12 protein-coding genes are annotated in these 14,040 nt (G+C 66.6%); 7 read left to right on the top strand and 5 right to left on the bottom strand.

The genetic code is table 11. The annotated features are described in order from the left end of the window. Positions 1–325: 325 nt before the first annotated feature. A complete protein-coding gene (locus tag LRS10_RS23075; RefSeq protein WP_257839501.1) occupies positions 326–517 on the bottom strand; it encodes a hypothetical protein in 192 nt (63 codons plus the stop codon). A 9-nt stretch (positions 518–526) separates the two neighbouring features. Next, positions 527–1,840 (bottom strand): O-antigen ligase, encoded by a 1,314-nt coding sequence (locus LRS10_RS23080; protein WP_257839502.1) that lies wholly within the window; start codon positions 1,838–1,840, stop codon positions 527–529. Positions 1,841–2,079: 239 nt separating this feature from the next. On the opposite strand from LRS10_RS23080, the gene LRS10_RS23085 reads away from it, so the two are divergent. Both LRS10_RS23085 and LRS10_RS23090 read left to right on the top strand, forming a co-directional pair. Then, positions 2,080–3,003: an endonuclease/exonuclease/phosphatase family protein gene (locus LRS10_RS23085; protein WP_257839558.1), complete on the top strand. Its 924-nt coding sequence runs from the start codon at positions 2,080–2,082 to the stop codon at positions 3,001–3,003. A gap of 116 nt (positions 3,004–3,119) precedes the next feature. Further along, the gene (locus tag LRS10_RS23090; protein ID WP_257839503.1) at positions 3,120–4,199 is read left to right on the top strand and encodes a glycosyltransferase; all 1,080 of its coding nucleotides are present in this window, start codon (positions 3,120–3,122) and stop codon (positions 4,197–4,199) included. Between the two features lie 93 nt (positions 4,200–4,292). Here LRS10_RS23090 and LRS10_RS23095 read toward each other — a convergent pair whose 3' ends face one another. The 3 genes from LRS10_RS23095 to LRS10_RS23105 all read right to left on the bottom strand — a co-directional run bounded on the left by LRS10_RS23095 (position 4,293) and on the right by LRS10_RS23105 (position 7,418). Continuing rightward, positions 4,293–5,048 (bottom strand): SDR family NAD(P)-dependent oxidoreductase, encoded by a 756-nt coding sequence (locus LRS10_RS23095; protein WP_257839504.1) that lies wholly within the window; start codon positions 5,046–5,048, stop codon positions 4,293–4,295. A gap of 1,505 nt (positions 5,049–6,553) precedes the next feature. Beyond that, positions 6,554–6,754 (bottom strand): hypothetical protein, encoded by a 201-nt coding sequence (locus LRS10_RS23100; RefSeq protein WP_257839505.1) that lies wholly within the window; start codon positions 6,752–6,754, stop codon positions 6,554–6,556. Between the two features lie 433 nt (positions 6,755–7,187). Next, positions 7,188–7,418, bottom strand: coding sequence for a hypothetical protein (locus tag LRS10_RS23105; protein WP_257839506.1), 231 nt, complete (start codon positions 7,416–7,418; stop codon positions 7,188–7,190). 523 nt (positions 7,419–7,941) lie between these two features. Between LRS10_RS23105 and LRS10_RS23110 the strand changes: the two genes are divergently transcribed. The 5 genes from LRS10_RS23110 (at position 7,942) to LRS10_RS23130 (ending at position 14,024) form a co-directional block, all read left to right on the top strand. After that, positions 7,942–8,085 carry a hypothetical protein gene (locus LRS10_RS23110; protein WP_257839507.1) on the top strand — a complete coding sequence of 48 codons (144 nt, stop codon included), beginning with the start codon at positions 7,942–7,944 and terminating at the stop codon, positions 8,083–8,085. Positions 8,086–8,650: 565 nt separating this feature from the next. Continuing rightward, positions 8,651–9,529 carry a nucleotidyltransferase domain-containing protein gene (locus tag LRS10_RS23115; protein ID WP_308238039.1) on the top strand — a complete coding sequence of 293 codons (879 nt, stop codon included), beginning with the start codon at positions 8,651–8,653 and terminating at the stop codon, positions 9,527–9,529. Positions 9,530–10,250: 721 nt separating this feature from the next. Beyond that, a complete protein-coding gene (locus LRS10_RS23120; protein WP_257839508.1) occupies positions 10,251–10,388 on the top strand; it encodes a hypothetical protein in 138 nt (45 codons plus the stop codon). An 840-nt stretch (positions 10,389–11,228) separates the two neighbouring features. Further along, entirely contained in the window at positions 11,229–11,918 is a 690-nt protein-coding gene (locus LRS10_RS23125; RefSeq protein ID WP_257839509.1) for a TetR/AcrR family transcriptional regulator, read from the top strand. A 111-nt stretch (positions 11,919–12,029) separates the two neighbouring features. Continuing rightward, complete coding sequence (locus LRS10_RS23130) at positions 12,030–14,024, top strand: TonB-dependent receptor (RefSeq protein WP_308238040.1); 1,995 nt, start codon at positions 12,030–12,032, stop codon at positions 14,022–14,024. The last annotated feature ends 16 nt before the right edge of the window (positions 14,025–14,040 follow it).

Here is a 14,040-nt window from a genome sequence, read left to right on the forward strand (position 1 = left end):
GGAGGCGACGATCCTTGGCGCTCCAGGTCCCAAAGCGCCTGCAGCGTGGGATCCGACGGATCTTGTCGATCAGCATCCGCCAGGCTTTCGCGGGCTCTGCGCTTTCGACGCGCGACGTCGATCTTCGCCCACTACGCCCGTCGATTGTTCAAGGTCTCCGCGTGCGCCGCAGCTTCAGCTTCGCTCCGGAAGATCTCGAATCCCACGCAGTCGGTGTCCGGATCCAACGCGAAGCCGAACTGCAGAATGAGCCCCAGCGGCCCCTCACAGGCGACAATCCAATGATCCTCGCACGCCACGGCGATCCACCGGCTCTCCAGTCGCTTCACGTCCTGCGAACGCCAGCCAGTGCGTTTAGAAGGCGGGCGAACTGGCGCGCATCCTCCTGCGCCTTGAAGATCAGGGCTTCGGCGAGCATGTCTTCAAGATCCATAGTCCAGGGGATCACGCCCAACGGTCCATCGCAGACGACCGCCCAGCCTCGGTCCCGCCACTCGATGCGCCACGACGAATGCATGGATGGGTCTCACAGAGGGGCGGGCGTCGCGCCCGGATGAGACGAAGTGGCGGGTTTCAAGCGCCGCTCGCCGCGGCGAGCGGCGCGCGACGCGGGCCGAGGCGACTCGGCTGCCGCGGGCGGGGGCCGCCAAGTCGGGCCGAAATTCAGCAACGGAACATAGGCCAGGCTGTATTGCAGGACCATGAGCAGTTGATTGGCGCCCTCGAACGAGGTGTAGACAAGCAGGCTCAGGAACCACAGCCATGCGACGCGATGTTCGCGGCTGGCGCCGAAAGCGCCCGGCAGCGGGCGAATGAGGCGCGCGACGACCCCGCCCAGCAGCAGGAGGTACGCTGTGAGGCCGACGATACCGTTCTCGACGAGGATGCGCAGAAATTCGCCGTGCAGGCCGACGAAGTTCTCCGAATACATCCGACGCGTGATCTCGGAGAAGCCGTTGGTGCCGACCCCGAACAGCGGCGAGGTGTTGAACAGGATCATGCCGACATGCAGCTGCCAGGCCCGCTGCACGCTGCTGATCGAGTCCGGCGCCGGCACCAGGCCCACCAGCGCCAGCAGGGTGTTCACCTGTCGGGTGATGTAGGGGACATCGAAGAGCTGGACAGCGAAGTAGACGCCGGCAAGCGCCGCCAGCGGCGCCAGATAGGCAAGCGGGTGGCGCGGGTTCAGCATCAGCGCCAGGGCAAGGATGAAGGCGACATAGGCCTTTCGTTCGCCGGAGAGCAGTATGAGCACCCCAACGAGGGCCAACAGCAGAACGCCGAGCACCGCTGGGAAGCGGTTGCGGCTCCAGATCCAGGCGGCGGCCATCAGCGGCAGGAGATCGAACAACGCCTTCGGCTCGCCCAGGCGTTTCCATTGAAAGTAGAAGCCGTTCGAGATGTGCCAGTAGATCGTGTAGCCGAGGATGAGCACGGCCACCGGCGCGAACGCCTTGAAGAACTGCCGCAGCGAGTGGGTGGAGTAACGGGCGGCGAAGGCGGTGACGAAGCCGAAAACCACGGTCGCCTGGACAAGCTCACGCACGCCGTTGTCGAAGCCGACGCTGAAGGCGCTCAGCACATAGATGCCGGCGAAGAGGCAGAGCGGCAGACTCAACGTGCGCAGGATCGGACGTTCCCGTCCAAAGCCCAGCACCACCACCAAGGTGGTGATCACCATCAGAGGGACGGTCGGGTAGAACCGGATCGTCACCCATTCGGTCGGCAGGTAGAGTTGGAAGCTGGTGAAAAGCAGGCCCGTCGACACGGCGAACAGGACGTCGATGAAGCCCACGCGTGGCGGAGCAGGCGATGCTTCGGCGGTTGGGCTGTACGACACGCCGGTCTCCTGCGGTTCGGCATCTGCGATGCACCGTAAGCGCGCGCAGGTGTCAAGTCGCGGGCGGCGCGATGTCGCCGGGCTTTGCTGCGCCGCAGGGCCGCACTAGAAGGAGGGGGCAGGGGAGAGCAAGATTGAGCAGCAGCGCGCGGCGGCGACGCGAAGGCGGCAAGGGATCCCGCCGCGGTTCCGCGGGCCGGCGAGCGCGAGGGAGCCATGCGCCCCGTCGAGTGGCGCTGATGATCCTGCTGGCGGTGTTCCTGGCGGTGCAGACTGCTCTGTCGTTCGGCGGCGCCGTCTATCTGCTGGACGCCGCCAACCATTTCCGCCCCTGGATCACCTTCGCGCTGGCCATCCCGATCCTGGCGCTCGCCCTGGCGACGCGGCGGGGTTGGCCGTACGGTTTGGCGAGCGCCGCCCTGAGCCTCGCGATCCTCTCAGCGCCGGCTCTTCTGTACGCGACGCGCGGAACAGGCGCCGGCGGTCCCGCCCTGACCGTCGTCAGCTTCAACATCTTGAACACCAATCCTCGCGCGCAGGCTCTCGCGCGCTGGCTCGACGCGGTCGAGCCCGACGTGATCGCCATTCAAGAGGGCGCTGCGGCTTGGAGAGCCTGGGTCGAGACTTCGCCGCTGTCCGATTTCCACCGTGTTGCAGGGTCGAGCGCCCGCCAGGGCGTGGAACTGCTGGCGCAAATGCCACTGACGGACGGGCGTGTGCTGGAAGCGCCGCAAAGACGCCCTGTGGCGATGGGCGTCGTGGATTTCGGCGGCCCGGTCTGCGTGGTGTCGATCCACCCCAACACAATCCGTGACGCGAGCCTGTGGCGGGCTCGTAATGCAGACCTCGCGACCGCCGCCCATTGGATCGGTTCTCAGTGTCCGCCAGGCGCGGAAAAGCTGGTCATGGGCGACTGGAATACGGCTCCATGGTCGCCGCACTTCAGCGCCTTTCTGCGCGCGAACGGCCTGAGGTGGGGTAATGCAGCCTTGCTGCCTGCGGCGACCCGGGAGCTTGCGGCGCCCTTCGGCTGGCTCGGCGCGCCCATTGATCAAATCGCTATGACCTCTGGTCTTCGGGCGCAGCGGTGCCGCCGCGGTCCGGCGCTCGGCTCCGATCACCGCCCCATCACCTGCGAGATCGTCAGGACTCGGGGCGGGTGAGGGCGGACGCCTCGTTGACCTCATCGGTCGCCGGGCTTCCTCACGCCTCGGCTCCGGCTCGACCCCGGCGGCTGCTCATTGTCGCGCCCAGCTACTTCCCAGATGTCTATGGCGGCGTGGAGCGGCAGGCCGAGATCCTCTCGCATGCGGTCGCAAGGCGCGGGTGGCGGGTGACGCTGCTGGCGCCCACCCTGCAAGGTCCGCACACTCAGGTCGTCGAGGAGCGGTTCGGCGAGACCATTCGCTTCCGGCTGAGCGCCCTGCCCGCGGCGGGCGGTCGTCACATCGCCGCGACGCTCGCGTGGACCCACCGAACCATGTGCCTGATTATGGCCCGGCGCGCTGAGCTGGATGGCGTCTATGTGCTGCACCATCGCCTGCACTGCGCGGGTCCGCTGCTGGGCGCGCAATTCGCCGGACTGCCGGTGCTGATTAAGCCGGGCGGCGGCGGAGAAGCCTCCGAATTCCATGCGCTTCGCGCGAAGAAGTACCTGTACGGCCATCTGGTGGCGCATCTCGTGCGGCGCACCACCCGCTGGTTCATCGCCAACAGCCAGACGATTGTCGAGGATCTGCTCAAGGAGGGGGTGCCCGAGGCTCGAATCCTCGCCTTGCCCAATGGGGTCGAGGCGCCGGCGCGGGAGGTGGTGGCTCAAGCCATCGCGGGCCGAACCGGAGCACGCTTCATCTATGCCGCCCGCCTCGTGGCCGACAAGCAGACATCGGACTTGGTGCGCGCCGCGGCATTGTTGCCGCGAGATCGCGAGTGGACCGTCACCATTGTCGGCGACGGGCCCGACCGCCCAGCGCTGATCGCGCTTACCGGCGAGCTTGGCCTACAGGATCGGGTGGTGTTCACCGGCGCGGTGGCCGATCCTGGCGATCTGCTGCTTGGCCACGACATCTATGTCTCGCCATCTCCGCGCGAAGGCCAGTCGAACGCGCTGCTGGAGGCCATGGTGCGCGGCCTGATCCCGGTGTGTGTGGAGGCGAGCGGCGTCCGAGACCTCCTCGGGGACGACAAGGGGGTCATCGCCGCGCCGCACGCGCCGGCCGCTCTGGCCGCGGCCATGCTGTCTGCGCTTAGGTTGAGCCGCGCCGTGAAGTCTCGCCTCAGCTGGCGCATCCGGGATCACGTCGCTGAGCACTATGGGATCGACCGGGTTGCGGCCCAGACGCTCGCGTTGCTTAGCTGACGATTTGCGCTGGGACTGCTCGCCTCGCCCGCGCGACGCCGTGGAGCTCGGCGGGAGCCCGACCTCGGCGCGACGCCGCCTTCAAACCGAACCTTATCCGAGCCGTCCCGCATCGACGACCAGATTGGTTCCGGTAATCATCCGCGCGCTGTCGCTGGCGAGGAAAAGCGCTGCATTGGCGATATCATCAGGATACAGCCGTTCCTTCAGCGCTACCTGCTCACGCCACTGCGCCTCCGCCTCCGGCGTCAGCCACAGCTCCAACTGTCGCTCGGTGACGACCCAGCCGGGCGACAGCGCGTTCACTCGCACTCTGTCTGGCCCCCACTCGCGGGCTAGGCTCTTGCACAGCGAATTGATCGCGCCCTTGGCCGCCACATACGTCGCCATGTGAGCTGGCCCCCACATGGCGTTGATTGAACTTACGTTTACGATTGATCCGCCGCCCTCCAACTTCATCATTGGATAAGCGGCGACGGATGCCACAAACGCCGGATCTAGATTCACGGCGAGGCTCTGGCGCCACGCCTCAACTGAGGTTTCCGCCGCATTATGTCGTGCATCGTTGGCGACGTTATTGATAAGCACCGTTACCGGCCCGAGGGCGTCCGCGGCATCCGCGATCGCTGCTTGGAGCGCCGCCGCATCGGTAACGTCGCAGCGGCGGAACCACACCCCCTCCGCCAGTTTCGCTGCTAGTGCCTGGCCAGAGTCTCTCTGCAGGTCAACAAATGCCACCTTGCAGCCCTGCCCGTGAAAGCGCTCGACGAGACAGGCGCCGATCCCCGACGCTCCGCCGGTCACGAAGACTGTGCGCCCGCTCAGATCAGGATAGTTCGCGCGGTCCAATTTAGCGCCCTCGCTTGAACTCCAGCGCTGGCTATGCTCTGGCATATCCGGCGAGCGGCGCAAGGTCGGTCGCAGACAGCGCTGTCGCCCCTGGCTGGCTGATTCCAGTCCGCGTCGTATATTATTGTTCGGAATGCTTGAAATGCGAGGTTGCTGGCGCAAAGATCTCGTCTACCGCGAAGCCAGTTTTTGGCCACCATATTCCGCCTAGACAGGGTCTGATCGGCCAGGGATGAGGTGTCCTGAGCCGGAGTCATCGTGCTCATAAGGTGCGCGGCGCATCTCTGGGGCGATGGCTTGCTGTGCAATCAGATTGAAAGGTCATACCCCTCGGACCAAGCCCGCCATCGGCTGCACGCTGCGTCCTGCTCACGGCGGAGGCACACCCAGGGCTTCCCACCCGCGGTCCGAGAGGGAGAGCGCTCCCCGCAGCCCTCGCAACAGATAACCCTGTTGCCGAAGAGACTCGATCAAGGCGTCAGCGCCCGGCGGGAGAGGGAAGTCGCCGCGCCCGACCGCATCTAGGATGCTCAGTTCCTCAACCGTGAGGTTCAAAGCTCAGCCCCTGCCATCTCCATGAATGTGGAGCGGCGATCGACGTCGAAGTCTCGCCGCCGCTGCGGTCGAGTCGCCCTTGAAGGCATGCGGCGTCCTGCGCGGCTCCAGGGCCGGTCCTCCCGTTGACCGCATCGCCAATCGTGCAAAGACGTATTCGACCTCTTCATCCGATAGTGTCTCGGTGAGGCCTCGGGCGACGCGGAATGTCAGGCCGCCATACGTTCGGACCTCGTAGCGGCTCGCGTCGAGAGGCTGAAAGGTCATGGTCACGTGCCCCTGCATCTTCCACGGCGAACGCGCCGCCTGTGAAGCTTCAATCGTGGCCCGCTCGTCACGACACATTCGCGAGCGCATGGCGGGCAGGCCGCACAGCTTTGATCAAGATGGCGGCGTCACCGGCGCCGTCTGCCTGCGCGCTGGGCAATGACCCGCGCGGGGTCGCAACGGAACGGGCTCATCTTCGGAGACATCGCGCGCTTCGTCCGGCTGCGCTTCAACCGAGCGTGCGGATCGCACGCCCTGTCCGCGCGAGACGCTGGCCCGCGGATCACCGGCGCGGAGGAACGAGCTTCGCTCCGCGCCGGCGGCCGAGCGTCCGCGTACCTGGGGGTGCTCGATGGCTCAGCCGCCACAGCTAAGCGGAAGACCGTGGGTGGCGCAAGGAAGCACCGAACCCGCGGCTTCGGGGCCGTCAGCGGCACGGGGAGCCGCAGGCACGCGTCCGACTTGGAGGGATGCTCCCACTCAGGCGCGGGCAGTTGGTGCTGAGCATGCTTTCGCCGCCGGACAGGCTGGGATGATCCCACCACAGATACGGGTGGGTTGGCCGGCGCGACGCAGCGGCCGCGCGCGCGCCGGCCGAGCCGGGGAGTTTGCGTGCCTCAGCCCGACAACAGGAGCTAAGCTCGGCTTTGCGTCTCGCGCAATGGATCTCGGCGCGGTTCGGGCTACGTGCCTCTGAGGGCACTGAGCCTCACGACGCGCTGACCCGGTTCGCCAGGTCCGGCAAGCTGCAGCTGACCTCCAACTGATCCCGCCCAATCGAGCTGCGCCTCCGCGATGGCGCAGAGTTTGCGGTCCACATTCATCAAGACCTCGTGCTCCGGATCGAAACGCAGGAGCTGCTCGATCAGGTCGCTGACTGTCATGGAAGGTCCTCCTGCCCCGGCGTCGCGTCACAGTTCCCGACTTAGTACGGCGCAGGCTCGCGGTTCGCAGGCTGTGTGCGAGCGCTGCCAGCGCGAGCGCATGTGATGATCGTCATCATGGCCGGGGAGGCGCAAGTCGCAAACGGAGCCGGTGAGGCGCCGCAGCGTGCGGCGCCTCACAACTTGGCAGGCGACAGTCACCGGGCGAAGCTTGGTCTGCCGGAAGCAAGATACCGACGCAAGGCCGCGAGGCCTTGCGTCGGCGGCACATCGGGGTGTGCGCGTCGGTGAGGATTGGGATGCTGACCGGACGCGCGTTCACCTAATCCGAACCCTCACCGCTCGACAAGTCGTAGCACGTCCCCATCGGGGGTCGCGGCGCCCGTCCCACGTGCGCATCGCGATGATCTGCGGGAGAGGCATCGCCTCGACATCAGGGCGGCGGGCGCGGGCGCTCCTCCGCAATCCGACGCGGCGCGAGGTTCAGGTCAGAGAAGGACCCAAGCTTTTCTGGTGCTTGGCCCGCATCGGTCCGCGCTCGGTCCAGCCAAAGCTCCGACAAGGCGTAAAACTGCCGCCGCAGTTCGCTATGTGTGCAGCTCTCAGCGATCTCTGCCGCGACCAGCGCCCGCAGCACCAGTTCCTTGGCTGTCGCGACGTGCATGTCCGCCTCGCTCGATCCTTGGGCGAAAGGCATTGTACAAGGCTGCGGTTCCATGGATCAGGCTGGCCGATGCGTCCATCGCGCCAGGAGTTGCCGTCCTAAGCATCGAGCGCCCCGGGGCTCACGGCGCGAGGTTCGAGTGAATGGAGCCGCGCTGCCCCACTTCTGCTTGACCTCGAACGGTGACCGTCTGGCCGACGCGGTTTCTGTGTGCGCCCGCGCCGACCGCACGCACAACATCGCAGGATCACCTGCGCGCACGGCGCGGCGCTGGCCCGACCGGTTCTGTGTGTGTTGATCTTGCTGTTGCGCCTACGCGCTGCGCGGCTGTCTCGCTCGTCTTCCGGTCTGGCGCCCGACACCTCGCAGCCTTCGCGCCGGGGTGCGACGGCCCGGCCCGCAAAAGATCAACCGTGCGTCTGCACCGTCGCGCGAATGAACCTGACGACTACAACCGGAGCGACGTTGCGACTGCAGCCGCCGACCCTTAACCGATACCCGTACAAATACGGGGGATTGTGTCATGGACCAGGAGGAGCGCGGCGGCCTCGACCGGCGCACTTTCAACACGGCGCGGCTCGCCATCCTTGCAGCCTTCGGCGGGGTGGCGGTGATCTACGCAACAGGCGTGGCTGTTTGGGTAGCGCTTGGCTTCAAGCTCAGCTGAGTGGTCGTCCGACGGCCGATCGCGCGTTCGGACCACCTCCCTGCGCATGACCCTGCGTATCGCAAAGGCTGGCGAAAATCGCCGCCATCACGGGCGAAGGTTAAGGCGAGCGTCGGGTTCAGGAACGGCCCGGCGAGCCTCGCGGGGACTGCGCAATCACCCCTCACACCCTTCGGCACAGGCAAACTGCGCCAACCTTTGATGGCCCTGCCAGATCTCGCAGAGCGGGAAACGGCCGCGGCAACTCTCCATCGCCTTCCGCCGCGCGTCCTCCAGGTCCTGAGCCTCGAGCCAGTCGCCGACCTCGATTTGGCCTCGACTGTTCAACATGTAGTGGCGGAATACGGACACAGGCGCTCCCTCGCGGCGCGGTATGCCGCCACGACGCTGAAATCCCAAGGCAGAGGTTGGCGGCGCAGGGGGTGGGCTCTTCGCTAGCGGCGCGCGCGCCGCGTCGGCTCTCTCGGATCCTAGGCGGGCCTCGACCCTATTCCAGCTCGGCGCTCACACAGACCACGCACGGCAGCGGGTTGCAACGCTTGGGCGAACAGGGGAGTCTTACCTCGTGAAGACGAGCCTCAAACATCTGCCAGACAGCAAGCGCCGCGAACTCTCGAGCGTGGTGCAGATCCTGCTGGCGGAATTCCATGACGCCACCAAGAACAAGCAGATCGCGACCCGGAAGATGGGGCGCATCCTCAAGGTCGTGCTGTTCGGCTCCTATGCTCGAGGCGACTGGGTCGAGGATCGGGCGAGCGGCTATCGTTCAGACTATGATCTGCTTGTTGTCGTGAGCCACGACGAGCTGACGGATGTCGTCGAGTACTGGACCAAGGCCGACGAGCGCCTGTTGCGCGAATACGAGACGACCCGAACCCTGTCAGCGCCTGCCAATTTCATTGTGCACTCCCTCTCCGATGTGAACCGGCAACTTGGCCTGGGCCGGCCGTTCTTCGTCGACATCTTGCGCGACGGGGTGGTCCTGTACCAATCCGAGGATCAGCCCTTCGCGAAACCCCGCCAGCTTTCGCCTGAGGAGGCCAGGAAGGAGGCGCAGCAGCAGTTCGATCGCTGGTTCGAGAGCGCGGGCGGCTTTCTGAGAAACGCGGGTTACGCCGTCAAGGATAGCGACAACAAGCTGGCCGCCTTCTTGCTCCATCAAGCGACCGAGCGGCTCTATCACTGCCTCTTGCTGACACTGACGCTCTACAGTCCGAAGTCGCACAGGCTGAACTTCCTGCGGGCGCAGGCGGAGCGTCTGGGCGCCGGAGCTGATCGACGCTTGGCCTCGGACGGGCAAGTTCGAACAGCGATGTTTCGAGTTGCTGCGGAAGGCCTACATCGACGCCCGCTATTCGCCGCACTACAAGATCACGCCCGAGGAACTGGTCTGGCTAAGCGCGCGGATTGCGGATCTTCAGGAACGTGTCCGCAGGTTGTGTGAGGCGAGGCTTATCGCTTGAGGTGGCGATGGACGCCTTCCTCCCTCGCGGGGCGTCCGAGGAGCCTCTGAGATGCTCGGCTCCCAACGCCCTTGCGCACCTGGGATGACGAACAGATCGACTCTGGAGGCCGACCAAGACGGTGGCTCCGCGGTGCCATCCGTTCTGCGGCTGACCAAGATCTATTCGGCGACGGGCGCTCTTAAGACAAAGCGCGTCAGACGGCTGTGTCCGGCTGCTGTGCAACGCGACCAGGTTCGTGGAAGTTAAGCAGCGCACGGCCTTGGGGGCCGTCAGCTGTCCTCGACCCACGGCCCCGTCAGCCTGAGCTGGCGGGGCCTCTCCGCGTGCCGGTGCGAACGTTGCGAGCCTCGCCTCGAGAATTCGCCGACCTGCCGTGTCTCGTCGGCGCGCAAATTACCGCGCCAACGGCGCAGCTGAACGGCCCAAGTAGGACCAGGCGAGCGGCAGCAGCGGCCGGGTCGCTTCGGCGCGCACGGCCAACGGACAAGTCGAGGCCCCAAAGAAAAGTGGCCAGCGCAACTGCGCCGGCCACTCAATTCTGGAGAGCTCTGCCGGATGTTAACACCCGACCCTCCAAGCGTAGGCTCTTCACGACGAGGGCGCAAGAGCGACGGCAGGAATGCGCAGCTCGTAGAATCCCCTAATTGAGGCGCAGCAAGCGGAGCCTTAGGGCGGTCGGGTTTCACAGTAGGCCCGGGTATGCGTGACCAGCACGGCTCCATCAACCGCAAGACGTTCCGCGCCGCGCGGTTCGCGATCCTGCTCTCTTGCCTTGGCGTGACGCTGGTCTACGTCGGCCTCATGGTCGCCTGCGTGTTCGCTGGCCTATTCCTATGATGCTTAGCGTCCGCCTCATGGCGCCCCATTGATGGTCTCGGGCTGGCCGACCCTCGCGCCTGAACGCCTTTGGAAGCACTAGGCGCGCACCACGCAGGGCCTTTGGGTTCGCCGGCCGCGCTGCGCCGTCGCGCGAAGTCGACGAACGCCTTGCACGCGGCGACCGGATTGCGCTGGCTCGGATCGTAAAGGCTCAGGGGCGAAGGCGTTGGCGTCCACTCCTAAAGCCACCGCCCGTGCGCGCAGGTGACCCCGTCGTCTCCGGCATGCCGGCGAGGTCCGCGGTCGAACGGCATGCAGTGTCTTCGCCGGTGCTTTGGCGTTCAGGGCGATACGGGCCGCGAGTCGCGCACGCTGGGCGGGTAAGCGTCGCCGCCGTTCGCCACGTCGATGCCAAGTCCACCGCCGCCGCGCGCGCCGCTTTAAGCGACTGCACGTGCGGGAGGGCGAGCGTTCGCTTCTCGCTGAAGAGGTCATACCTCAACCCAAGAGCTCAAGTGCGACGGGTTCGTGCGGGTGGGCGACGGTGAGGGCCGCGGGCGTCATGCGACCGATGGGGGCCTAGCGCCAGGCGGCGGTCGCCGCATGGTTGGCGGTGGCCAAGCCCAGGCAGGTCGGGGCGATCAGCAGCTTCAGCAAGGAGGGCCTGCTGTCTCTGGCCCGATCATCATCGGGCGCAGACGCCATTCCGGCAGCGGAGATCTGCCGCCGGGCCGCTGTCGCCGGGCGCCGAGCCGAGCGGTGCGGCGGCAGGGCGGTCGCAGCGCAGAGCACCCTTGACAACCGGCGCCCGGAACTGGGCATGGGCGGTCCGCCAGAACAGCTTGGGGGAGGGTGTCGTTGGCCACGAAGGGTGTCACGCCTGCGTCCCGCGCCGCCCGTGTCGGGCTGGGCTCCAAGCCGCGCGTTGATCGTGAGGAGCGTCGCGAACTCTATCTGCGGATCGCCGCTGAGGTCTTTCTGCGCAAGGGCCTGAACACCGCCACCATGCAGGATGTCGCCGACGCGCTAGGGGCGCCGAAGGTGCTCATCTATCGCATCTTCCCGAACAAGCAGGCGCTGATGGATGCGCTGCTGGAGCGGGTTCTGTCGGCGATCCACGACGCTTACGCCCAGCCTTACCGGGCGTACGGCGAGCGGGTCCTGCAGATCGTGCGCACGGCGCGTGAGCACCCAGACCTCTTCCTCCTCGTGCTGCGTTACAGCCGGGGCGGCGCGGAGCAGAACCGCTGGCGTGCGGAGATCTGGGAGACCTTCGCGGCCTACGTCGAAGCGCGCTGGTTCTTGCCGGGCGAGGGAGTGGCCCCGGGGGCGGGCGGACGCGCCCGGCTGGCGGCCCTGCAGGTGGTCGGCCCGATCGTCGACGTGCTGATCAACTGGCTGGAAGGCGCGGACGGCCTCACCGACGCGGCGCGGGCGGAATGGTGGGGCCGCGTCTCCCGCGAATACCACCGCGCATTGCGGGACGCCTTCCGTCTCGGTGCGCCGCCGACACGCTACGGCTTCGAGAACGACGAGATCGAAACATAGGTATGTTACCAGATAGGATCATTTCATTTGATCCTGGTTGGTAACATTGCGTATGACTCCCCCATGGACCCGCTAAGTGGCCCGTGACGAAAACATGCAGGGGAGATGCAGATGACCTATCTTCGCAGCGCGAGCGCGTTGGCGCTGGTCGCGGGCCTGGCGGCGGCGCCTGCCTCGGCCCAAGAGGCGGCCTCCGCCATGGACGCCTCCGTCGACGAAGTGATCGTCACCGCACAAAAGCGGAGCGAACGGGCGCAGGACGTGCCGATCTCGATGGCGGTGCTCGGCGCGTCGGCGCTGGAGAAGGCCAACGTCACCAATGTCCAGGACCTGCAGCGGGTGGCGCCCAGCTTCTACGTGTCCCGGGCGTCACAGGCCGCCAACACCCGCATCTCGATCCGTGGGATCGGCTCGGCCGGCAACGCCGCCATCGAGCCCAGCGTCGGCGCCTTCGTGGATGGCGTCTACATAGCCCGTCCCGGCCCGCTCTTGGCGGGCCTCAACGATGTCGCCTCGGTCGAGATCCTGAGAGGGCCCCAGGGCACGCTGTTCGGGCGCAACGCCTCTATGGGTGCGCTTAGCATCCGGACAGCCGAACCCACCGCCGCCTTCGGCGGCGAAGCGATGGCGGAAGTCGGGAACTTCGGACGGCGCCGCGCCACGGGCGTGGTTAACCTGCCGGTTAGCGAGCGGATCCAGGCCCGCCTGGCCGTGCTGTACGACGGCTTCGACGGCTACGGCCGGAGCGCGCTGAATGGCGAGCGCTTTGGTCAGCTCGAGACGACCTCCCTGCGCGGCGCGGTCCGGGCGGAGCTTTCCGACTCGGTCACCTGGCTGCTGCGCGGCGACTACCAGCGGCAGGACGGCGACGGCCTGGTCGTGGCTTCGGTCGATGCGGCCACGGTCACGCCGCAGGGCGCGGCGAACATCGCCAGCCGGCTCAACGGTCTCCACCCGGAGCTCTACGACACTTTCGGCCGGCGGGTCCGCCAGCTGACCGACGGCAACATGGATGACGAGCAGTACGGACTTGCGAGCGAGCTCAGCTGGGAGATCGGCGACTACGAGCTGCGCCTGATCAGCGGCCTGCGCCGCTGGGACAACATTCAGGGCGAGGACGATGTCGCCTACACGGCGGCCGGCCTGTTCGGCCGAGACGCCGGGTACCAGAGCAAGACCCACTCCGAGGAATTGCAGCTGATCTCCCCGGAAACGCTGCTGGACGGGCGGCTGCGCTATGTGGCGGGGCTCTACTACTTCAAGGAAGACTACCGGATCTCGAGCGACGTCAATCTCGGCTCGGGTTACTGCGACATCCTCATCCGCAACGCGCTGCCGGCCCGCCTGACAGCCTGCCTGGCCGGTCCGCAGCGCGGCGCGAGCACATCGCTGTTCACCCAGACCACCGAAAGCTACGCCGTCTACGGGCAGTCGACCTACTCGGTCACCGACGTCTGGGACGTCACGCTGGGACTCCGCTGGTCGCGGGACGAGAAGGACGGCTACATCCGTGCGCGGGCGCTGAACAGCGCCGCCGGCATCATTGTGGCCAACGACGAGGCGGACCTCGCCTTCAGCGGCGACAAGGTCACCTACCGGCTGAACACCACCTGGCGTCCGACCCGCGGGACCATGGTCTTCGCGACGGTCTCCACCGGCTACAAGTCGGGCGGCTTCGACTCTGGGACCGGCAATGTGCTCGGGACCGCGCGGGTGTTCGCGCCGGAGGAGACCACGAACTACGAACTCGGCGTGAAGAGCGACCTCTTGGACGGGCGCCTCACGGCCAACGCCACGGCCTTTGTGACCGAGATCGATGGCTTCCAGCTGCGCAGCTACAATGGCACCTTCTTCAGCGTGCGTAACGCCGGCAGCATTCGTCAGCGCGGCGTCGAGTTCGAGTTCGTCGGCCGGCCCACCGACGATCTGACCCTGTCCCTGTCGGGCACGCGCCTGGACTCGGAATACACGGACTTCCGCAATGCGCCGGGGCTCCCCGGCTTCGGCGGCATCCAGGACCTCACCGGCGCCCGCGCGGCCTTCTCGCCGAAGTGGCAGGGCGTCGTCTCCGCCGACTACGAGCGGCCGCTGCCGTGGGGGGTATGAGCCTGGCCGCCAATGG

The sequence above is a fragment of the Phenylobacterium sp. J426 genome (assembly GCF_024699945.1).
GTDB lineage: Bacteria > Pseudomonadota > Alphaproteobacteria > Caulobacterales > Caulobacteraceae > Phenylobacterium.